Raw genomic sequence first — 22,130 nt, 5'->3', positions numbered from 1 at the left:
TTTATTCGTTTTTTACAGTCAAAATTTCTCTTAATCGAATATCATTCGAAGCCGCACCAATCATAATTCGGAACTCTCCCGGTTCTACTACACGGTTCATATTTTCATCGAGCATGGTGAGCATCTCAGGAGTTACCGTAAAGGTGACTTCTTTGGTTTCTGCTTTCTTGAGGTGTATTCGTTGAAACCCTTTGAGTTCAGTTACAGGACGCGTTACTGAAGCTATCAAATCCCTAATGTAGAGCTGTACTACCTCATCGCCGTCGTAATCTCCTGTGTTGGTTACCTTAAAGCTAAAGGTTGCGCTGTCTTCAGTGGTAATTTCCTTTGCATCAACAATAAGGTCGCTATATTCAAACGTAGAATAGCTCAAGCCATAGCCAAATGGAAAAAGTGGTTTTCCTGTCAAATCTCGATAATCATCCCCTCTTCCGGTAGGTTTATGATTATAGTACAATGGTAATTGCCCCTCATGTATGGGAAACGTAATTGGTAATCTTCCAGCAGGATTGTAATCTCCAAATAACACATCGGCTACAGCATTTCCGCCCTCATCTCCGGGATACCAAACATCAACAATGGCAGGCACCTCATTAATCCAATTATTCATAGTGACCGCACTACCGCCAACGATGACCACGGTAACGGGTTTACCGGTCGCAGCAATCTGTTGTATCATTTCTTCCTGATGCCCCGGAAGTGAAAGTTTAGCCCTATCTTGAAATTCTCCTTCATTAATACCTACTACCACAACTGCTACATCACTTTTTTGTGCTTGGGCAACAGCTTCTTTGATGTCATTTTCCCATGAATCTTCAACACCTACATCCCAGAGCAACTTAAACCATACATTACCCTTGGTTTCATAGAATTCTACTTTGATATCATACTCTTTGTCTTTTTGAAATTTGTAGGGTTTTGTTAGCTGTTGAAAGGTTTGTTTTCTCCAATTATCAATTACCAATTCTCCATCAATATACAGGCGGTAGCCATCATCTCCTTTTAATCCGATGTTAAACTCCCCTGTTTTTGGGGCAACCAATTTTCCTGTCCAACGTGCAGAGAACCAATCGTAATTAATGGTCTTATGTTCGGGGGAAAATAGCGTCCACCTGAAATTAAGAACCGGGTCTATACGTGTTAAAGCCGGTTCGCCTTCAAGATTAATATTATTAAAGTATTCCCCTTTTAATCCCTGTACTTTTTTACTATCGTCAAAAGTGTATAGGTTTTCGGTTGGGATGGCCACAAATTCTTCTGAAACACGACCGCAACCTTCAGCATAGTTTACTTTTGCTGCACCTATCTTATTTTGAATGCCTTCCAAAATACTAACCTTGTCGTTACCAGGGCCTGAATAGCCGCCTAACCTTGCTTCAGTAGCATCTGCTCCGATGACTGCTACCGATTTTATTTGCTTCGTAAAGGGTAGGGTATTTGCTTCATTTTTTAGCAATACAATAGATTCTTGTGCGGCTTTCTTCGCTATTTGTCGGTGCTCTTTTGTACCATTAGATGTTTTAGCCACCTCAACATCAACATATGGGTTTTCGAATAAGCCTAGCTTAAACTTTGCGCGAAGTACCCTTCTTACGGCTTCATTTAGCTTTTCTTCATCAATGTCCCCTCTTTCAAATGCCGGATAATATTTTTCCTTGTACTGATCGTAATACACTTCAAAAATAACATCCAATCCGTTTTCTATGGATTGCTTTCCAGCATCAGCAAAATCTGTGGTCGTGAAATGAATCATGTCAATAATACCCACGGCATTAGCATCTGAAATCACAAAGCCATCAAATCCCCATTCTTTTTTCAATTTTTGGTTGAGTAACCAGTCGTTTGAGGTACAGGGTCTACCATCATAAGAGTTGTAAGACGTCATCACCGACCATGCATTAGCTTCTTGAAACGCAGCTTTGTAGGCTGGAAAATAGACCTCCTCTAATAGTCTTTCATTAAAGTGAATGGGGTAACTATCCCTACCGCCATCACCTACATTGGCAACGAAGTGCTTTGGGGTGGTTACCACGCCCATTTTTTCAAACTCTGAAATAAAAGCAACCCCCATTCGCGTAGTCAGAAAAGTATCCTCGCCATAGGTTTCTTCTGTTCTTCCCCAACGCACATCCCTGGCAATATTAAGCACAGGTGATAAAATTTGACGTATGCCTCTTGTTCTAGTCTCCGTTGCAATGGAATGGGCAACATTTTTTACTAAAGTAGTATCCCAGGTTGCTGCTAGTCCAATTGCCTGTGGATATGCCGTAGCACCTTTGCGTACCAATCCGTGGAGGGCTTCATCAAAAGAAATAATAGGAATGCCCAATCGGGTTTCTTCTATAAAATATTTTTGCACTTTGTTGGCCAGTTCAGCCGCTTGTTGGGCTTCGCCACCTTCTGCATACGTCAATATCTGTTGTGTAGCTGATGAGGAGGTGTTCAATTGAAACCCAAAAACACCGTCTTTGTACTTTTCCAATCCTTCAGATGATTGGTACGGCACCATAAATACCTGCCCAAATTTCTCCTCAATGGTCATACGTGACAATAAATCCTCAACCCGATCTTCAATGGGGGCACTGGCATCTTTGTAGATGAGCTTATCTTCATTCTTACATGATACGGCAATTGAAAGCACTGCCATTATCACCACTATTATTTTTGCTCGATTCATTCTCTACATTTATTTATCTTTTATTTATTCTATTTTTATCTCAAGCGATATAATGTCACAAATCATTTTTAATTTTTTCCCAAAAACCAGCATCAAATAATTGTGCACTACCTATAATTGCTGCTTCTTCACCAATGGTGGACACGACAATCTCTACATTCAACTTTGCTAAAGACGTATTCAGATCAGCTAAAAAATAATCAGAAGCCTTTGCAATATTCCCTCCCAACAAAATAGTGCTGGGTTTGAATTTCTTGATATGGGGAGCTAAAAAGGCTGCCATGTGTTGTACATATTCTTGAAAAATGACAGGTACAACTTCATGACTTGAAGCTATCATTTCACGTACACCTGAAATTTGCTTACCAGTCTGTTCAAAAAATCGTTTTACAAACCATCGGGTAGAAAAATAGGCATCACCAATACCATCCTTAAATTCTTGATTCCATAACCACCCACTTTCTGGTATATCTTCACTTTTAAAAATAGGAACCCCCTTTTCTAAAAAACAAGCTCCTAAACCTGTGCCCAGTGTGAGCACAATCATCTTTTCTTTATGATTTAACTGCATTGCGTTTACGGCACCTACCGCAAAAGCAACAGCATCATTTATAAAGCGAAAGGTATAGTTGCCCTTAACTAAATAGGCAGGTAATTCATCAGGTATACTGACCGAATATAGGTGTTGGTACTTGTCAACATTTTCATCAAATAGTGCAATACCATTTTTATAATCAAACGGCCCGGGCATAGCAAAACCGATATGGATACTTTCATCTGCAACCCCTTGATTTTGAACAACAGCGTTTATTCCCTCAGCCCATTTTTCCAAAACCTGTTTTTTCTCTGTATTACTGTCTAGTTTTAATGTGGACATAACACCAAGTTCCAATGCAGGCATATCCACCACACCACAGGATATATGGCTTCCTCCTACATCTGCTCCAATTGTTAAAGACTTTTTCATTTCTATGCTACAACTAAATTTATTATTCAAAAGGTTTTTGTCAATGGGATTATCTGGTTCTTTTTAGCTGTCAAAATCTCTTCTACTCTTAATATTGTAGGTGAAATGCCCGGTTAGGCAATACACCAAGTTATATTCTGCAGGACGATTTCTTTTATCATTAACAAGCTTCATCTTTAACATAAGAAACAACAACTTTCGCTGTTTGATGCCCACAATTTTTAAGCGAATATTTACTTATGGCAGCTGGTACTGCAAAAGTTTCAGCATAGTTGAAGGCTCCTTGAATTGTTTCATCAACTTCTAAGATTACAGAAGTGCCTTCCACCAACATCATGATATGGCATTGATCATTGGACATAATTTCTATGGTATCTTCAAACTCATAGCGCTCAATTTTGTAAAAATGGTCGGGATGTGTGGATAAATCCAATATCTGCCAATTAGTCCCTGACGATTTCACTGTAGTTTTTGATACTAAAGTATTTTTAACCACATCGCCTTTTCGGTCAAAATTCAGATTCCGAAAAGCTCTTTCAATGTTGAGCGGTCTGGGGCTACCATCTAAATCCAGGCGTTGCCAATCGTACATTTTAAATGTAAAAATATAAGGGGTTGCACTTATCTCCAGTACCATATTATCGATTCCTGAACAGTGAATTGTGCCGTGCGGAATCAAAAATAAATCATGTTTTTGGGCAGGTAGTTTTTGAACATATTTTTCTACCTCTAAAACCTCCTTGGTTTCATAGCTATTTACCAGTGCAGTCTTAAACTCATTAGGATTGATATTTTCTTGGAAACCCAAATATACATCAGCGCCTTTTTTAGCATCTAGGATATAATAGGTCTCATCTTGGGTAAAGGTCTCTCCAAATTCCTTTTTTATAAACTCTGGTTTAGGATGACACTGTACTGAAAGATTTCCGCCATCGAAGGTATCCAGAAAATCAAATCGAATAGGAAATTCATCTTGGAAACGGTCAACGGCTTTACCCAATACATTTTCCTTTTCCTGAAACATCAACAAGTCAAATGAAACTTCCAAAAGATGTCCATCAGCCTCAAATAGTAAGCCATTTTCAGGAACTATCATTTCAAAGGACCATGCATAATTTGGTATATCTTGATTAAGGTCTTTTATTTTTTCCTTAATCCATTGTCCTCCCCAAACTCCTGGTTCAAACCAAGGCCTAACTCGAAAAAAGCTTTTAGACATGTCTTTTAATCCTTTCCTAATGGAGTCACCAATACTAAAAGTTGGTATTCCTGGGCGTTGTTGGTCAACAAAAATATCGATATCACCAAGCAGTCGTTTCTTTTCTTTGTTGAGCACAATCCAATCAACAAAATAAAAGTGCTTATAGGCTTCTTTAGGAGATTTAGGATAATCTAGGCCTAGGTTGGTGACCGCTCCTGCCCTAGCTCTAAACTGCAATTCATTTTTAGGGATATCAAAATATACCAGTAAACCTTTTATGTTCAGCAAACTTGATCCCGGGCCGTAAAAAATAGTGTACTCTGTATTCGTATTTGTTTGCTCAACTATTTTTTGAGTCTTACAATCATCGAAATAGTCATTTAGATCAAGGGAAGTCCTATGTCCAAAAATAGGATCATCACCACCCAAAAAAGGGGCGGTCATTTCCTCAATGAAATGGGAATCCTTAAAAAAGGATTGTGTATTTTTAAAAGTAACGGAACAACCTTGCCTATCAAAAATAGCCTTGAGATTTGAAACTACCTCGGTCCAATCAATACCAACATATCCTTCAAAAATAATAGTATTGCTCCCATAAAGTTGATTTGCCAATGCACTATAACCTGAATATATCTCTCCCCTTGCAAGAGAATGATATGGATATAAATCATAGCCTTTATCGTTAGAAAAATCAACTTTTAAAGGCAATAATTCTTGTTTAGTGGTACGCTTCATTATAGTTTATGGTTATTCGTTAAGAATCAAATATAATAAACAATATGTACATACATATGGACATAAAATTAATTAATTGTAATTTAGTAGTGTAATAATACCTATTGCACCGTATAAACAAACCATATTATTAAAGTTTTTAGTTATCTATTTTTTATGAAATTCTCCTCGCCACTAAGTTTGAAAGCAAAATGTTGCTTGGTTTCCTTTTTTGCAACATTTGTTTTGTCAATATCCGCCAATGCGGATACCAAAAGTGCACTGCCTTTTCTTTTTCACGAAGGCAATGGTAATGGTCACATACAAGAACTGAACACCAATTATAAATTGTATCAAATCTGCAAAAACGATATTGAAGGGTACAAGGAGATGATTTCTGGTTCAAATTTTTTCTCGTATCCATCAATACGTGAGGATGTCAATACCTCTATGATAGCCAGAACTACCACAGGCAAAATGGGTTTTGAATTTTTGACCGGTGAGGTTCCATCCAATTACGGCTCCGATAAGGTGACGTTTTTTATGCTTAGCGATATTGACTTTAACCAACGTGAGCCCTTTGATATTTTTGTTAATGGGCAATTATTATTGACTTTCAACTCCAACGAAGACGGTACGCTTTCCATCTCCAATAATCCCGGAAATGGAGCAGTTGAATACCTCTTGGTCCGAAGAGATGGCAATGGGGACGGACTTGGCGCATTTCGATTAACCATACCCACTTCATCCCTTAAAAAAGGGGAAAGTGCAAAAGTCAAAATAGTGGGGCACAAAAAAAATAAGAATTCTTGGGTGATGATTTTCAAAGCGGATGATGCGGTAGCTAGAATCAAAAAGTCTGTTGAGAATGATGCTGCTTTTGTTATCAAAGAAAATAGTGGCATGCTCTACGTAGATGCGCCAATGCATTTTGATGGCAAAACCGTATACTTAATGAGTGATGGAAAAAAAAGTAGGACCAAAACCTTTAAAGCACAGGGTGAACTTGCAAAGGCATCTTTCAGCATCACTGCTCCTAAAAACAGTTTTTCCATTGTTTACGATGGTATTGAAATCTCTTTAGAATTTAAAAATGGAGATGGTACAACAACCACTACCGATATCGTTGGGAGTTTTTTATTTCATCATACCACCAAATACAAAAGCGGATGGCATGCTTCGTTATCTAAGTTATATAAACCAGAGTTTTTCGAAACCTACGATGACTTCTTTGATAAAAGATATGAAAACGGATTGGTTTCCATCATGAATTCAAGCCATCAAGATATTGCATGGGTAGACCGTCCTGAAGTATGTATTATTTTGCGTGACACTTTGTTGCTTGCTCCTGTACTTAAAGATGCTTTTGTCCGTGAAAATTACGGTTTTGATATTGAAGACGGACTCATGCTTCGCGAATACATAGAAAGGCATCCCGAATCTAAAGAACAAATCACCACACTTTTAAACAAGAAGCTGATTTCTGTTGGGGCCACCTATAATTGCCCCTATGAAGATATGTATGATGCTGAGGATCAAGTACGACAATTGTATCTCGGTAAAAAATGGGTGAAGAAAAACTTTGGAGGCTATGATTCCAAAGTATATTGGAATGTAGACGTACCTGGAAAATCGTTACAAACACCGCAAATATTGAAAAAAGCGGGCGTTGATTATATGGTTATCAGTCGACATGCCAAGGGAATGTTCAATTGGGCCAGCCCTGATGGCAGCTCAGTTTTCACGTATTCTCCAGGGCATTATGGTAACGATTTGTTATACCTCTCCAGAGATTTGAACAGCCAAATGAAATATAGCGCGGAACAAGTACAATGGTGGGAAGGTACATTTAAGGGTAGTCAAATACAAACCCCGCTACTTTCAAGCCAAGACATGCTACCTGCCATTGATTATTCTGAACTTATTGAATCATGGAATTCTTTTGATGAGTTGAAAGACGAAAATGGAGAAAAAAAGAATGTTCATTTTCCAAAAATGGAACTGATGACGGTAGATGAGTTTTTGCCCTTAGCGGAAGAAAACGCAACGAATGTGAAAACTATCATGGGAGAACGCCCTAATGTATGGGTATACATTCACGGACCCGGACACCATGACGCTTTAACGGCAAGTAGGGAAGCTTCAAAGTTATTGCCGGCTGCGGAGAAATTCCTGTCTGTTGCGACACTTTTAGATCCTAAGAAAATACAATATCCCTTTGAAGAATTTGATGAAGCGTGGCAGGCTAAAATTTATCCCGACCATGGATGGGGAGGTCATGACGGAGACATTACCGATAACCTTTTTAAAGAGAATTTAGTGAAGTCACGCATGATGGGGCAAAATTTAGTAAATCAAGGTACCGATTTTATTGCTCGAAGAATAAAAAGGGATTATAAATTAGGAACACCGATTATGCTTTTTAATAGCCTGTCGTGGAAACGCACAGATCCCGTAACGACTAGTATGGATTTCCCAAAAGGAACAATGAATACTGTTGCAGTAACTACTTCTGACAAGAAAAAAATACCCGTACAAACGGCAAACGAAAGTCGCTATGACGATGGAAGTCTAAAAAGCGCGGATATTACTTTTATTGCCGAAAATATTCCATCAATAGGATATGTCACTTATTATGTTTCTGATGCAGGTAACACATCATCCAAAGATTATAAAGCCAATACGACATCCTATGAAAATTCATTTTACAAAATCGATTTTGAAGATGGAGGTATTGCTCAAGTACATGACAAAAAGTTCAAAAAAGACCTGTTTTTGACGGATAATCTAAAAGCAGCTGATGTCTTCACCATGCAATCTGTAGGGAATGGTGCTGGTGAGTTCGGCGATGTGCAACAACCAAGTATGGAAGGTTTTGATAAGGTAAGCCAACACAAGGCCAGTTGGAAAATCATTGAAAATGGTCCTGTATTCACCAAATACCGTTTAGAGCAACAAATTGCTCACGCCATCGTATGGCAAGAGGTGACGCTATACCATAATTTAAAGCGTATTTATTTTGACACCAGCTTACGCAATTGGGATGGTACCTTATATCGTGAATTTAGAACGGCTTTCCCTTTAAATATGGATAATCCTGAAATTGCACATGAAGTGCCATTTGGTAGTGTTCGTGTTGGTAAAGATGAAATTAAAACAGGTGGCGAGCGATACACACCACTCTGTAAAAACGTGCATCCAAGAGCGATTATTGATTGGATTTCAGCCACAGATGATGAGATTTCAGTTACTTTAAGTTCATCGGTATCTGCCGCCGACTGGATAGACCCTACACAAGACATTTCCAACAAAACTGTACTTCAACATCTATTACTTGCCAGTAGAACTTCGTGTCATTGGGAAGGTAATGAATATTCACAGGCGGGAAATCACGACTTTCATAATGTATTTACCTCTACTAAAGCTGGAAGTTTAGAAGGACAAAAAATCGCAAAGCAAAAGAATGAACCATTGCATGTGATTTTAAATCCTGATGCTGTAAATAAGCCTTCTTTACCCGAGGTGAACAGCTTTTTCAAAATAGATTCTGATAATGTTATCATGACTACCCTTAAGAAAGCAGAAGACTCTGATGAATTTATTGCGCGTATGTACAATCTAAAAGATGGTAATGAAGATGTAAATGTTTCTTCCTTTTTTGATATTGGTTCTTATAAACATACCAATATCATCGAAGAAAATCCAACTCCAGTTGCTCCGCAATTAAAGGTTGGTAAGTATGCTATTGAAACATTTAGTTTAGGAATCAAAGAATAAGTATTATAGTTATGGTAAGCCATGCACGGCAATAGGATTTATTACCGTGTTTGGTCTACCATTGTTTACTTCATCTGGGAAATAGGTGATGCCATTGGAATATCGCTTTTTAGTTTGCCAAGTTCTTTTTCACCATCAAAAAGTAATGGAAAAAATTTGCTTTCCAACACCTCTCCGGTTCTGCCCATAGGCGGAAAGTGCCTTAATTCATCTAAACGTTCATAACCATCGGTATTTGACATCGTTTGTGGTCCCATAATATTGAGTACTACAGCCCTTCTTGAACGGTCAGAAACATTGGCATAAGAACCGTGCATGGTTTGCGGGTGATGAAAACTGGCAAATCCTTTTGGTAAGGCATTCGCTTTTTTATTCTTAAAGTCTTTAAGCTGTTCCTCGGTCAATACCTTGCTGACCGCATCCATCTCCCCTGCAAGTCCGGTAATGGGCAGTAATCCCCACTTATGACTACCGGGCACATAATAAAGACAACCGTTATCATGATTGGCATCATCTAATCCAATCCAACACGTTAGATGGTTCATAGGCTTTGTAAAGGTCCAATACGAAAAGTCTTGATGCCAAGACACAACTCCACCATGTTGTGCTGGTTTACAGAATAATTGGTCATGGAATAATTTAAAAGAGCTTCCTAATAATTGATAGGCGGCCATTCTAAAAGCTGGCGCCCATAACAAATCGTGAAACCCTGGGGTAGTGCGCCATCCTCCAATGGCATGGAACAACACTTTTTCAGGATTTTCAGATTCATTGCTCTTGTAGTAATAGAACAGTTCCTTTTTTTCGTCACTAATAGGATTTAGTGATTTTAATTCTTCATTCAATGTATCAACTTGTGCTTCGGTCAATACCTTAACTCCAGATAAAAATCCATCTCTTTCGAATGCTTCTACTTTCTCCTTAGAGAGTACATACGGTTCCCATTCTTCAGGACTTTGAGGTTGTTTAAAAAGCTTCGATATAGGGTGGCTATAATTGGCCAAATCTTCTACTGTAGCATTGTCCATTGTTTTCATAATGTTATTGTTAGTTTGTGAAAAATTGTAATGTTTCTAAAATATGTTCCCCCAATACTCCCAGTTATGTTCTCCTGGGAACTCATTGTATATATGAGGAATCGCATTTCTTTCTAACTGTTGATGTAATTCGCGGTTTGCCTCAAGAAGATTGTCTTGAAGACCACAGTCAAAGCGAAGTTTTGGGAGTTTATCTTTATGTGTAATCAAGGTTTCTAAGACGGACTCGTCAACTGGATTATGCTGCTTGTAATGTTCTAGCTCTTCTTCGACAAACAATGCCATTTGGCTTATGTGAGTAATAGATGAAAGGCCAGAAATACCCTTGAATTTTTCATGGTAAGCAGCACCTATTCGCAAAGCTCCAAAACCACCCATAGAAAGTCCTGCAATGAATAAAGGGGATTTTTCATCTACCTGCAGAATGGTTTCTAACACCGCTTCAACAACATCTTCAGCAATCCACTTTTCAAAATTCTGGGTGGTGTGCGGCACATAACCACTACCATCGCCCCACAATCCGTCAGACGGCATTGCCAATGCCATTGGAGGTACTTGTTTTGAAGCAATCCATTCATCCATTTTTTTATGAATACCCGCATGGTATGCCCAAGACCAATGGCTTCCATATACACCGTGTAGTAATAGTACTAAAGGAAGTCTTTGCTGTGTTCTGTCCTCAGGAACATATACGGAAATATCGCCTCTGCCTTTAAGATTAGTACTTTTAACAACGATATGCCGTAAATTCCCAAGTTCATACTGAGGGTTTGAAATATGTATGGTTCTAAACTTTGACATTTGTTTTAATCTTCGAAAATGATAACTCCCTTCGCATTTTTTCCGCTCAACAGGTCTTCAAATCCTTTGTCCAAATCTTCGAATGCATAAGTATTGGTTACCATTTCATCCAATAACAAATCCTTCTTTTGATACAAATTCAATAAAATGGGAAAGTCAATTTGTGGTCTACACTTTCCATATAAGGGGTTAATATATATTTTATCCCACTGAAATAGATTCATATCTATGGAAATAGTGTCTTCGATACCACTTACCTGAACCGCCATTCCTGCATTACGAACCATTGCCAAGGGTGCTGCACCTAAACTGGGAATAGCTGTACATTCAAATGCATAATCGGCGCCTCTACCATTGGTCAAATCCTTTACCTGCTCAGCAGCATTTAACAGGTTTTCATCTGTTTTATCCGCTTTTATAGTATGGGTGGCACCAAATTTAACTGCCATTTTTAAGCGTTCAGGATTGATGTCTATGGCAATAATTTTATCAGCTCCCGAAATTCTCGCCCCTTGTATTACGTTCAATCCTACTCCGCCAGCACCAAGCACAACAGCAGATGAACCTGCTTTTACCTGGGCCGTGTTTACTACAGAGCCATATCCCGTCATCACACCACAACCTATGATTGCCGCCGAACTAAAGGGAATTGTAGTGCCATACCGCACCACAGCATGTTCTCTTACTACCGTATGGGTAGAAAGCGTACCAATATTGAAGGAACGTTGAATTCCTTTCCCTTTATACTTGGTCCGTTCTATAGGAACATGTCCTTCTCCAACTCCGCCTCCAGAAGTCTGATTCCCTACGGTTACGGGAGAGTTGTTTTCACAGATGTGTTGATTCATTTCTTGGCATTGAAAACATCTGCCGCAGGGTATGGCCCAATTAAGAATAACGCTATCGCCTACTGCAACAGTGGTAACATTATCTCCGATGGCTTCGACAACACCAGCACCCTCATGCCCCAAAATCAATGGTGTTTTCCAATGAAGCGAATCATGGTCGGTATGGCATAATCCCGCTGCCTTGATTTTTACGAGTACCTCGTCATGTTGTGGTAGTGCAATTTCCACACCCTCTATAGCATAGTTTCCATTTCCATCTGTTATTGCTGCTTTACCCTCCATGAATTAACAATTTGATAACATGCAAGATATCGATTTGGCGTTATGGTTTTTTCTTTAATATTATTCATTTATGAATGAATATTACCTACAAATGAATATTATATTAAATAAAACTATTTATATTGATGAAATTTTTGGTAAAAACCTCAAATGAAAGCTTCATTAGTAAAAATCACATTTGATTCTGAGAGCCCTTTTCATTGCGAGTATTTGGACTTACCGTATTTCGACCATCCATGGCATTTTCATCCAGAATTGGAATTGACTTTGATTTTGGAGAGTGATGGAATCCGGTATGTGGGCGACCACACCACAAGATTCAGTAGCGGGGATTTGGTTTTATTGGGTTCGAACTTACCTCATTTATGGCAAAATGATAGTGATCAAAGCAAAGATAGCACGAAAAGGAGTCGCGCTATAGTGCTTCAATTTCCTAAGGATTTTATAGGACGAATTTTTAAAGAATATAGGGCGTTAAAACCCATAGCCAATCTTTTTAGGTTGGCAGAGAGAGGCGTTTCCTATTCAAGCAATATAAGCAAGCAAGTAGCCCCAATGCTTTTAGAAATCAACAAACAATCTGGTTTGAAAAGATGGGCTATCATTTTTGAGATGCTGTGCGTGCTTACCGAAACCGATGACTATGAAATTCTAGCAGGGCCCTATTATCAACCTATATTAAAAAACAGTGATACCATGGTGATGAACAGGCTCTACGAGCATGTTAGAATCCACTTCAAGCATAAAATCACCCTTCAGGAAATGGCGGAAATGGCCTATTTATCCAAACCTGCCTTTTGCAGATATTTTAAAAGAAAAACTTCGAAATCGTTTTTTGAGTTTTTAAACGAATATCGCATAGGGCATGCAAAAAAAATGCTTAGGGATAATTTTTCATTATCCATTGGCTATATAGCTGCTCAATCAGGATTTCCAAGTATTCAACACTTTAATGCCCAGTTCAAGAAATTGGAGGGGATAACACCGAAACAGTACAGAGGCAATACAGAAATGACAAATATGTAAATATTCAGAGGCGAATTGATCTATAAAGATCGTATGAAATGAGCCGTACTTCTATTCGAATTTCAAAATACTTGCATTGACCAATTTTTGATGGTCAATAAAATAACCCCGATGTTTTTTGCCATCAATGAAAATACTTCGAACAGGTTTTTTTGATTCCGAATTTTGGGAAGTTATAATCAATTTATTGTTTGAGTAATAACGCTCGTCCAAATGAATGGTGACTTTATCAAATATTGGCCGCGTTAATGCGTAGATAGGTTCTGAAGGAACAACAGGATATAATCCCATCATGGAAAAAACGGCCCATGCACTCATCGTTCCCGTATCATCATTCCCGGGGAGTCCATCAGGCGTATTTTTAAAATAAGTTTCTAGAAGTTCCGAAACTTTTTGTTGGGTACGCCACTCCTCTCCTTTCACATAATTAAAAAGATAGGGATAGCCAATATCGGGTTCATTGGCCATATCAAACTGTTGGTTCTTGAACACATCCTGCAAACGATTGGAAAACGGTTTTGTACCTCCCATGAGTTTCATCAAACCCTTCACATCGTGGGAGACCATAAAAGTATATTGCCATGCATTGCCCTCGATAAACCCAACATTTTTAACAAAATTAGCTCCAGTTTCAGGATTATAGGGTGTCAACCAACTACCATCATCATTTTTGGGGCGCAATAAATTGAATTCACTATCAAACAGTTTTCGATAAGAAATGGCACGCTTTGAAAAGCGTTTGTAGTCTTCCTTTTTACCCAAAGCTTTAGCCATTTGAGCAATGGCAAAGTCCGAAATATTGTATTCCTGTGTCATGGAAACGGAACCATTTTCGGTAGTTTTGGTAGTAAGATACCCTTTATCCAGATAATCCGCTATACCAGGTCGAAGTGGATTATCAATAATCTGGTCAGCACTTTTCAGCATAGCAGCGTAGGCTTTTTCTACATCAAAATCCTGTATACCTTTCAGATAAGTGTCAGCAATGACAATACCTGCGGGATCACCTACCATGGTGGTCGTTTCGGTAGCGTTTAGTTCCCATTTGGGCAACCACCCTGATTCATCATAAATCTTCAACATACTTTGTATCATGTTTGATTGCTGTTTTGGGTAAACCAGACTCATCAACTGATGCAGGTTACGATAGGTGTCCCAAAGTGAGAATACGGTATATCGCGTTCCATCGGTCTTTAAAGTCTCCCGAGTTCTCATTTTAGGGTACGCTCCATTGAAATCATTTAGTGTACTAGGATGAATCAGTGTATGATATAACGCCGTATAAAAAATAGTTTTATCTTCCTCAGTTCCTCCTTCAACTTCAATTCGAGACAAATAGGTATTCCATTCTTGTCTTGCAGTTGCCAAAATCTGGTCAAAATTCTTAGTAGAGGTCTCTTTTTGAAGATTTTCACGCGCATTTTCGATACTTACATACGAAATCCCAACCTTCATTTCAACTTGAGTGGGCACCTTAAAATTGTAAGTCATGTATGCTCCTATACTATCACCAACAACTTCTTTGGTGTAGCCTTCCATTATTCGAGTTATACCATTGTAGCCCATCCATTGGCCTTCCACTCCATCGTACTTTCTTGGTTTTTTCCAAACCCCGAATTCATTTGCTGGTTCTGAAAATTGTGCTACGAAGTAAACCGGATAGGCTTCTTCTGGTTTATAATAACAAAAAGAGCCTACGGTACGAATCCCCTCAATTTCAGTTGGGGAAACTATTTTTACTTGAGCGCCCTGCTCATTGGTAAGTCCTAAACCTAAATTCAGTAAAATATTGGCTTTTCCAGATGGAAAACTATATTTGCTGATTCCTGTTCTTGTCGTTGCCGTTGCTTCTACTTTTATGTCGTATTTATCAAGTGTATTGGTGTAATATCCAACTTTGGAAATCTCTTCAGAATAAGTACTGCCATATTTTAGATGGTCTGTTTCCAAATCACCTGTGGTGGGCATCGCCAAAATCACGCCCAGTTCAGGGCATCCCACTCCGCTCAAATTCAAATGACTGAAACCTGTTAAAAATGTATTTTCATGAACATAGGGCGTTGATAACCAGCGACTATCTTTTTCTAAAGGCAAATTTTGAGGTCCTGCAACATTAAAAGGGGAAACACTCACCATACCACGAACGGCGATAGGTCCTGGGTTGGTAGTTCCAAAATTTGAGGTCCCAATGAATGGATTTACATAATCTACTGGTTTTGTCTGTGCCATCGCAGCACTTAAAAACAGGAGAAATCCGTGTACGATGTATATTCTTAAAAAACTCATTGTTCTACCTGTATTTTTTTTGCTGATGATTTTCCTTTAGTTCCATCTTGTGCGACAGGTTCAACCATTATATGTATGCCGTTGTCCTCTATAGGTACAGATGGGATATAATAATCCGTTGACGGGGTTTTTCCAAGCCATATCTTTCTCTTGTTTTTGGAAAGGGCATAGATATTTTGAAAAGCAGCATTGGAATCTTTAAAAGATAAATAAACCTCAGCCATACTCCCATTGGAAAATAACTCAACGGTAAATTTTGGAGCTGGCAATTTAGGCTCTCTTTTGTGAAATGCGGTGATTTCTCCCAAATACCCAGTTCCTGACCCTTTTATTTGAATCCCCATTTTTACAATGGAAATGTTTGGTCTGGGCAAAATGGTAATTGATGTTTTTTTCCACTTCTCAGAATTTTTCAAAGCATATCCCAATTTTTCTCCATTGGACAGTTCATAGAAAAACTCCATCGGCAATCCATTTTCCGATTTGGCAACTACACTAAAAGTGACCGCTTTATTCAACAAAATATGGGTTTTATAAAGCGGGATTTCAGCTTCACCTTTGCTTTCTATTAAAATGCTGCTTCCACCTTCATAGCTATCCTTAAAACTGAAGTTGATGGCAGCTTTGGTACTATCCACTTCCCACTGCCACGTGGGGAGAATATCTTGAATACTCAGATTATGCCACTCTTTGGAAGAAACAACCTTTCCTTTTTCTTTATAAAATCGACCTAGACCATAGTTGAAATTGGTAACGAAGGGCAATTTATCAATGACGCTTCTTGGTTCAAAAAAATTGGTGAATCCTTGCCATTTTTGAGTGCCGTACGGGTTTTCATAAGTAGGGCCACCATTCCAAAATTTTTGCTCGTTTTCATATACTTCTTCAGGTTCTTTGGTCTTGGAAAGATTAAACGTGGTATGCGGGCTGAACAACCCTAGCGACGTGTTTTTTGCGCCATTTTCACTGAATAAAGCATCCCATTGTATATCGGTTTGGGAACTTTTTGCACCTACATCGATACCTGCATATAAATTCCATTCACTTCGTCCCAACTTTTTGGCCAACTTTTTTGAATCTTCCAAATTGGTAGGATTGTATCTAAAATTGATGAAAAACGCATCGGACATCACCTGATCGTCATCTTGAAAAAACAAGTCGTTGTGATTATTGAGTTCGTCCTGCCATATCACCCGGCTATCTTCGATCATGGCATCATACCAAACTATTTTTAAATCTGTTTTTTTCTTGAAATATCTAAGAAAATTCAACATTCGCTCAGCGGTACCTCTTTTCAGGTTATAGGTTTCCTGATTAATAAACCATCCTTCAAAATGATACGTATTGGCAACTTCAATCAATTTATCAGCTACGGGAAAGCCTCCGTCTTCTCTTTGTTGTAAAAATTGATACACCCACTCCTCTTTTCCACCATATACATTTGGCGGAAAAAAAACAGTACCAATAACCTTCACTCCATTTTTATGAGCAGCATCTGTCCAGGTGGGCAATGGTGCCAAAATAATACCCTCTCCTGCCGAACCACCCCATTGGACAAAATAGTCTAGATACTGCCAAAACGAGAACGCATATTGTTTTACTGATGAAAATCCTTGAGCAGGGTGTCCATTGGTAGGATAAGGTGCTATCAATGACATAATACCAGGTATGTACGTTGATTCGTCGATAGCTACCGAGTCATTCAAAAATCGGTCTGCCAAAGGAATATGGCTTTTGTTAAATCTATAATGTGGGTCTTTTTCCGGCGACCATTCCAGTAGTTCCTCTACAAACCAATGGGAAGCATAAGGTTGGTTCTCCCCATACTTGGTTTCTTGGGAATTTCCTAGATGGGCGAAAAAAAATAGTACACTATATAAAAATAGAAATCTCATGATTTAATCTTTTCGTTGCTCAATGAATACGGAGCGGCTTCTTTACTGATTGCCCAATTTTTATTGGGCGCGTTACCCATATCAAACTGGAGCTCACCCCCTTTTTGAACAATTTCGGTTGAAATCCATGTTTGGTCAAATGGTTTCTCGTTGAACATGGCATTTTGGATAAAGGGGTTTTCCTTTCTGTTGTTATTGGCCCTGATCGTAAATGTATTTCCGTTTTGCAAGTACAATTTAGCTTCCTCAAAAAGCGGACTGCCTATTACATATTGCTTGGTTGCTGGGGCAACTGGATAAAATCCCAATGCACTAAAAACATACCAAGCAGAGGTTTGGCCGTTATCTTCATCTCCACAATAACCATCTGGGTTGGGAGTATATAATTTGGTCAAGACCTCCCGTACTCTTTTCTGTGTTTTCCACGGTTGTTTTGCATAATTATAGAGATAGATCATATGTTGGATGGGTTGGTTGCCATGGGCATAATTCCCCATGTTCATAATCTGCATTTCGCGTATTTCATGAATGGTGAACCCGTAATAGGAATCGTCATAATCTGGGGGCATATTGAAAACTCCATCCAATATTCCAATAAATTCCTTGCTCCCTCCCATTAGGTCGATGAGCCCTTGTACATCATGAAAAACGCTCCAAGTGTAGTGCAAACTGTTACCTTCAGTAAAGGCATCTCCCCATTTTAAGGGATTAAAGGGCGATTGAAATGAGCCATCCTTGTTTTTCCCCCGCATTAGTTTTGTTGACGGATCGAACAGGTTTTTATAATTCAAAGACTTCTCATAATATTCTTCGGCGAGTTTATCCTTTCCCATCGATTTTGCCATTTGGGCAATCGTAAAATCCGCATATGCATATTCTAGGGTTCGAGCTGCATTCTCATGAACATCCACATCATAAGGCACATAACCCAGCTCGTTATAGTACTCCAGACCAGCACGGCCCACACTGTTTACAGGCCTATCATCTGCCACAATAGCATTTTTGATCATAGCATCCAGAAGCATTTCTTTGTCAAATCCGTCTATCCCATTTAAGTAGGCATCGGCAATTATGGATGCCGAATTGGAACCTATCATACAATCACGATGTCCGGGACTGGCCCATTCTGGCAACCACCCTGATTCTATATAGGTATTGACCAAGCCTTCCATAATGTTTCGGTTCAGATCTGGATACATCATATTAAAAAAGGGGAAGACAGCACGAAACGTATCCCAAAATCCATTGTCGGTAAACATATAGCCAGGAAGCACCTCACCATTGTATGGGCTGTAATGTACTATTTCATTATCTGCATTAAACTCATAAAATTTTCTTGGGAAAAGAAGTACGCGGTACAAGCAAGAATAGAATGTACGCAGATGATCAATACTTTCTGTACTGACCTGAATTCTGCTCAATTCCTCTTCCCATACTTTTGTTGCCAAAGCTCTCGTTTCTTTAAAATCTTTATCGCCGACTTCACGATCCAAATTCAATTGTGCTTGTTCTGGGCTAATAAAGGATGAAGCTACTCTTACATGAACGGCTTCCCCACGCTTGGTTTTGAAACCGACAATGGCCCCAACATGCTCTCCATTATTTTCTGTAGAGTTCTCTTTTAGCTTCCAATTATCGCTCCATGTGTGGGTAAGGTCAAAGTCTTTGTCAAACTCAGCCACAAAATAATTGTGAAAGTTATCGGGAACACCGCCGCTATTGTTTCTGCAATAGCCAATGATCTTGCGTTGCCCCGGTAAAATTTTGACCATAGAACCCTTGAAGAAAGCATCGAGCAAGATATAGGCCTTATCAGTTTCTGGGAACGTAAACCTAAAATGCGCTGCCCGTTCGGTGGGCGTTACTTCGGCAAATACGTCATAGTCGGCAAGATAAACGCTGTAATAATCAGGGCGGACTGTTTCAGCTTTGTGCGAGAAATGAGATGCCCTTTCGTCTTCTTGAAACTTTAGTTCATCCGTCACGGCCATCAAAGAAAAGGCTGCATAATCATTGATCCAAGGACTTGGCTGATGTGTTTGTTTTATGCCACGTATGGTTTTATCGTCGTATTTATACGTCCAGCCGTCACCCATTTTAGAGGTCATGGGCGTCCAAAAATTCATACCCCAAGGAGTGGCAATGGCAGGATAGGTATTGCCATTGGAAAGACCAAAATCAGAATCGGTTCCCATCAATGGATTTACGTAATCCAAATATGTTATTTCTTCCTCTGTTAAGTTATCATCTTCTTCTTTTACACTATTGCCCGTACAGGAAAAAATAAAGGTTGCTAAGAAAACAAAGAAAATACTTGACCAAGATTTATAAATATTCTTTGTTTTCATTCTAGTTATAGATTTTATTGACTTCGGGGGTTTTGAGCTGCTTATTATCTGCAAATTCAGGATTATCTGTTAACTTGAAAATCAAAGTGCCTCCCGAACTGATTTCTTTATGAGTGATATAGTTCCTGGACAATGCTTCTCCATTTAAAAATACCTTTTCAACGAAGCGTTTATGGATACCTCCTTCTGCTATTACATGAAATGTTTTGCCGTTACCAACTTGAATCAAGGCACTTTCATACAACGGAATACCAAGGTCATAAGTTCCCTGAGCAGGATTTACGGGATAAAACCCCAAGGCACTCAAAATATACCAAGATGACATCTGCCCGCAATCTTCATTTCCACAATGGCCATTAGGTTCATTTTTATATTGCCCTTCTAAAATATCGCGAACCAATTTTTGAGTTTTTGAAGGCTGTCCCAAATAATTATAGAGATAGGCCACGTGATGGCTTGGTTCATTACCGTGCGCATATTGCCCAATCATTCCCGTACTGAATATCGGCAGTTTATCCGATGGTTTGGGCGCGTAGCTGAACATTGAATCCAATTTTTGGGTAAATCGTTCTCTACCTCCAGTTTTTTCAATAAGTCCTTCTATGTCATGAGGCACAAACCAATAATATTGCCAAGCGTTGCTCTCAGCGAAATTGGGCCCATATAATTTAGGGACGAAAGGTATAATAAATTCACCATTGGTATCTTTTGGTTGTATCCATGAGCTTTCTTCGTTGTATAGGTTTTTCCAACTCTCCGAGCGTTTTAAAAAGTAACGATAATCATCTTCTTTGCCCAAAGCTTTTGCAAACATGGCAATGCACCAGTCGTCAAAGGCATATTCCATGGTCTTCGAAACCGACCAATTTTCATGGTTTTCATCCGCAGGAATAAATCCCCTCTCTTTATAAACATCAATCTGTCGTCCGTTGACCATGGCACTCTCTTTACAGGCAGTATACGCCAACGCTGCATCAAACTGAAAACCTTTAAAGTAGGCATCCACGATTACGGGTACGGCATGGTAACCGATCATCATATTGGTCTCGCTCCCCTGCATTGACCATACGGGCAGTATATCTGTCTCTTGATAGTGGGCCAATAGGGAATTGATGATATCAGGTACTTTTTCTGGATGTATTATGGTTTGTAAGGGATGTGCCGCCCGAAACGTATCCCACAACGAAAATGTATCGTAACGGAGAAATCCATCCGTTTTCACAATGGTATCCTGACCTTTCTTGAAAAGCCCCTGAGTATCATTGGCCGCTTTGTATTCATTATTGATATCGCTGTACAGTGTAGGGGCAAGCATGGATTGATACAGCATCGTATAGAAGATGGTTTTTTTATTTACATCTTTTGTATCGACTGTTATCTTTTGTAATTCATGTTCCCATTGCGATGCCGCTTTTTGCTGAATAGCATCAAAGTTCTGGCCAGCTTCAATCGTAATGGCTTTCCCTGCAGCTTCCATACTTACTGATGACAATCCCGTTTTAACTTCAATTTGCTCATCTTTAGCAGTACTGTAGTGAAGTATTATTTTGGAATTGATACCATTAAACGGAGGGGCATCCTTCTTTTTATCATCAAGAATCTCATGGGATGTGAAAGGTTTTGAAAATTGCATTTCAAAATAAACCCTCTGGTTTCTGGCCCAACCTGTGGACATTCGATACCCTTGCAAAGTGGAATCGTTGACTACCTTAATAAAGGTATCGGTCGGGGTATCCCAATTGATGGCATATCCTAAATCTACGTGTAGTTGTGTATCATTATCTTCAGGAAACGTATAGCGGTGCACCCCAACTCTTGCTGTAGCGGTCATTTCTGCTTTGATGCCATAATCCAACAGGTTTACCCAATAATATCCTGGCGATGCCCCTTCTTGGTCATGACTGAAGCTGGAAAAAGGTTTATAATTGTTTTCCTTTATTTTTTTGGAAAACCTACTGTTTGTTGGCATCACTAAAATATCGTACAAATCGCCTGCGCCCGTACCAGAAAGGTGGGTATGCGAAAAACCAGAAATAATAGAATCTTGATAATAGTATCCTGCAATACGGTCCCAGCCTGGGATACCAATATCCGGACTTAATTGTACCATTCCAAATGGGACGGTCGCACCCGGATAAGTATTTCCTGGGCCATCAGTACCAATGAAAGGATTGACATAGTTAATCAGTTTTTCCTCACTAATCTGCTTTTTTGACAATTGCGTACAACTTGTAAAAAGAAGAATCAATATGTAGGTGTACCATCTCATGA

General features: G+C 39.1%; 12 protein-coding genes. 2 read left to right on the top strand and 10 right to left on the bottom strand.

The genetic code is table 11. From position 1 onward, the window contains the following. Window position 1 precedes the first annotated feature (1 nt). From LV716_RS10900 to LV716_RS10890, 3 genes are all read right to left on the bottom strand, one after another. The gene (locus LV716_RS10900; RefSeq protein ID WP_205600114.1) at window positions 2-2,677 is read right to left on the bottom strand and encodes a glycoside hydrolase family 3 protein; all 2,676 of its coding nucleotides are present in this window, start codon (window positions 2,675-2,677) and stop codon (window positions 2-4) included. Window positions 2,678-2,732: 55 nt separating this feature from the next. Next, window positions 2,733-3,644: an ROK family protein gene (locus tag LV716_RS10895; protein WP_163417763.1), complete on the bottom strand. Its 912-nt coding sequence runs from the start codon at window positions 3,642-3,644 to the stop codon at window positions 2,733-2,735. Between the two features lie 160 nt (window positions 3,645-3,804). Next, window positions 3,805-5,580, bottom strand: a complete 1,776-nt coding sequence (locus LV716_RS10890) for a class I mannose-6-phosphate isomerase (protein ID WP_163417762.1) — start codon at window positions 5,578-5,580, stop codon at window positions 3,805-3,807. Window positions 5,581-5,805: 225 nt separating this feature from the next. Here LV716_RS10890 and LV716_RS10885 point away from each other — a divergent pair, with 225 nt between their 5' ends. Next, complete coding sequence (locus LV716_RS10885) at window positions 5,806-9,336, top strand: glycosyl hydrolase-related protein (RefSeq protein ID WP_163417761.1); 3,531 nt, start codon at window positions 5,806-5,808, stop codon at window positions 9,334-9,336. A 65-nt stretch (window positions 9,337-9,401) separates the two neighbouring features. Here LV716_RS10885 and LV716_RS10880 read toward each other — a convergent pair whose 3' ends face one another. Genes LV716_RS10880 through LV716_RS10870 form a run of 3 tightly spaced genes read right to left on the bottom strand, consistent with a single transcriptional unit; the run spans window position 9,402 to window position 12,304 of the window. After that, entirely contained in the window at window positions 9,402-10,373 is a 972-nt protein-coding gene (locus LV716_RS10880; RefSeq protein ID WP_233759113.1) for a phytanoyl-CoA dioxygenase family protein, read from the bottom strand. Window positions 10,374-10,409: 36 nt separating this feature from the next. Then, window positions 10,410-11,174 carry an alpha/beta hydrolase family protein gene (locus tag LV716_RS10875; protein WP_233759112.1) on the bottom strand — a complete coding sequence of 255 codons (765 nt, stop codon included), beginning with the start codon at window positions 11,172-11,174 and terminating at the stop codon, window positions 10,410-10,412. A 5-nt stretch (window positions 11,175-11,179) separates the two neighbouring features. Next, complete coding sequence (locus LV716_RS10870; protein ID WP_163417759.1) at window positions 11,180-12,304, bottom strand: Zn-dependent alcohol dehydrogenase; 1,125 nt, start codon at window positions 12,302-12,304, stop codon at window positions 11,180-11,182. Between the two features lie 150 nt (window positions 12,305-12,454). Here LV716_RS10870 and LV716_RS10865 point away from each other — a divergent pair, with 150 nt between their 5' ends. Further along, complete coding sequence (locus LV716_RS10865; RefSeq protein ID WP_163417758.1) at window positions 12,455-13,330, top strand: AraC family transcriptional regulator; 876 nt, start codon at window positions 12,455-12,457, stop codon at window positions 13,328-13,330. A 51-nt stretch (window positions 13,331-13,381) separates the two neighbouring features. On the opposite strand, the gene LV716_RS10860 is transcribed toward LV716_RS10865, so the two are convergent. Genes LV716_RS10860 through LV716_RS10845 form a run of 4 tightly spaced genes read right to left on the bottom strand, consistent with a single transcriptional unit; the run spans window position 13,382 to window position 22,128 of the window. After that, complete coding sequence (locus LV716_RS10860) at window positions 13,382-15,616, bottom strand: GH92 family glycosyl hydrolase (protein ID WP_163417757.1); 2,235 nt, start codon at window positions 15,614-15,616, stop codon at window positions 13,382-13,384. Next, the gene (locus LV716_RS10855; RefSeq protein WP_163417756.1) at window positions 15,613-17,511 is read right to left on the bottom strand and encodes a hypothetical protein; all 1,899 of its coding nucleotides are present in this window, start codon (window positions 17,509-17,511) and stop codon (window positions 15,613-15,615) included. Before LV716_RS10855 ends, LV716_RS10860 begins: the two co-directional genes overlap by 4 nt. After that, on the bottom strand, window positions 17,508-19,859 hold the full coding sequence (locus LV716_RS10850; protein WP_163417755.1) for a GH92 family glycosyl hydrolase: 2,352 nt from the start codon (window positions 19,857-19,859) through the stop codon (window positions 17,508-17,510). The genes LV716_RS10855 and LV716_RS10850 overlap by 4 nt, the downstream gene beginning before the upstream one ends. A 1-nt stretch (window position 19,860) precedes the next feature. Further along, the gene (locus tag LV716_RS10845) at window positions 19,861-22,128 is read right to left on the bottom strand and encodes a GH92 family glycosyl hydrolase (protein WP_163417754.1); all 2,268 of its coding nucleotides are present in this window, start codon (window positions 22,126-22,128) and stop codon (window positions 19,861-19,863) included. Window positions 22,129-22,130: the final 2 nt, after the last annotated feature.

Origin of the sequence: Flagellimonas sp. HMM57 (assembly GCF_021390175.1) — a bacterium.
GTDB lineage: Bacteria > Bacteroidota > Bacteroidia > Flavobacteriales > Flavobacteriaceae > Flagellimonas.
Note: the sequence above shows the minus strand (reverse complement) of the source record. Positions and strands in the feature narration are given on the sequence as shown.

Excerpts from the sequence above, each read along its gene's own strand:
- LV716_RS10900 (WP_205600114.1), bottom strand. The coding sequence starts at position 2,677 with ATGAATCGAGCAAAAATAATAGTGGTGATAATGGCAGTGCTTTCAATT.
- LV716_RS10895 (WP_163417763.1), bottom strand. The coding sequence starts at position 3,644 with ATGAAAAAGTCTTTAACAATTGGAGCAGATGTAGGAGGAAGCCATATA.
- LV716_RS10890 (WP_163417762.1), bottom strand. The coding sequence starts at position 5,580 with ATGAAGCGTACCACTAAACAAGAATTATTGCCTTTAAAAGTTGATTTT.
- LV716_RS10880 (WP_233759113.1), bottom strand. The coding sequence starts at position 10,373 with ATGAAAACAATGGACAATGCTACAGTAGAAGATTTGGCCAATTATAGC.
- LV716_RS10875 (WP_233759112.1), bottom strand. The coding sequence starts at position 11,174 with ATGTCAAAGTTTAGAACCATACATATTTCAAACCCTCAGTATGAACTT.
- LV716_RS10870 (WP_163417759.1), bottom strand. The coding sequence starts at position 12,304 with ATGGAGGGTAAAGCAGCAATAACAGATGGAAATGGAAACTATGCTATA.
- LV716_RS10865 (WP_163417758.1), top strand. The coding sequence starts at position 12,455 with ATGAAAGCTTCATTAGTAAAAATCACATTTGATTCTGAGAGCCCTTTT.
- LV716_RS10860 (WP_163417757.1), bottom strand. The coding sequence starts at position 15,616 with ATGAGTTTTTTAAGAATATACATCGTACACGGATTTCTCCTGTTTTTA.
- LV716_RS10855 (WP_163417756.1), bottom strand. The coding sequence starts at position 17,511 with ATGAGATTTCTATTTTTATATAGTGTACTATTTTTTTTCGCCCATCTA.
- LV716_RS10850 (WP_163417755.1), bottom strand. The coding sequence starts at position 19,859 with ATGAAAACAAAGAATATTTATAAATCTTGGTCAAGTATTTTCTTTGTT.
- LV716_RS10845 (WP_163417754.1), bottom strand. The coding sequence starts at position 22,128 with ATGAGATGGTACACCTACATATTGATTCTTCTTTTTACAAGTTGTACG.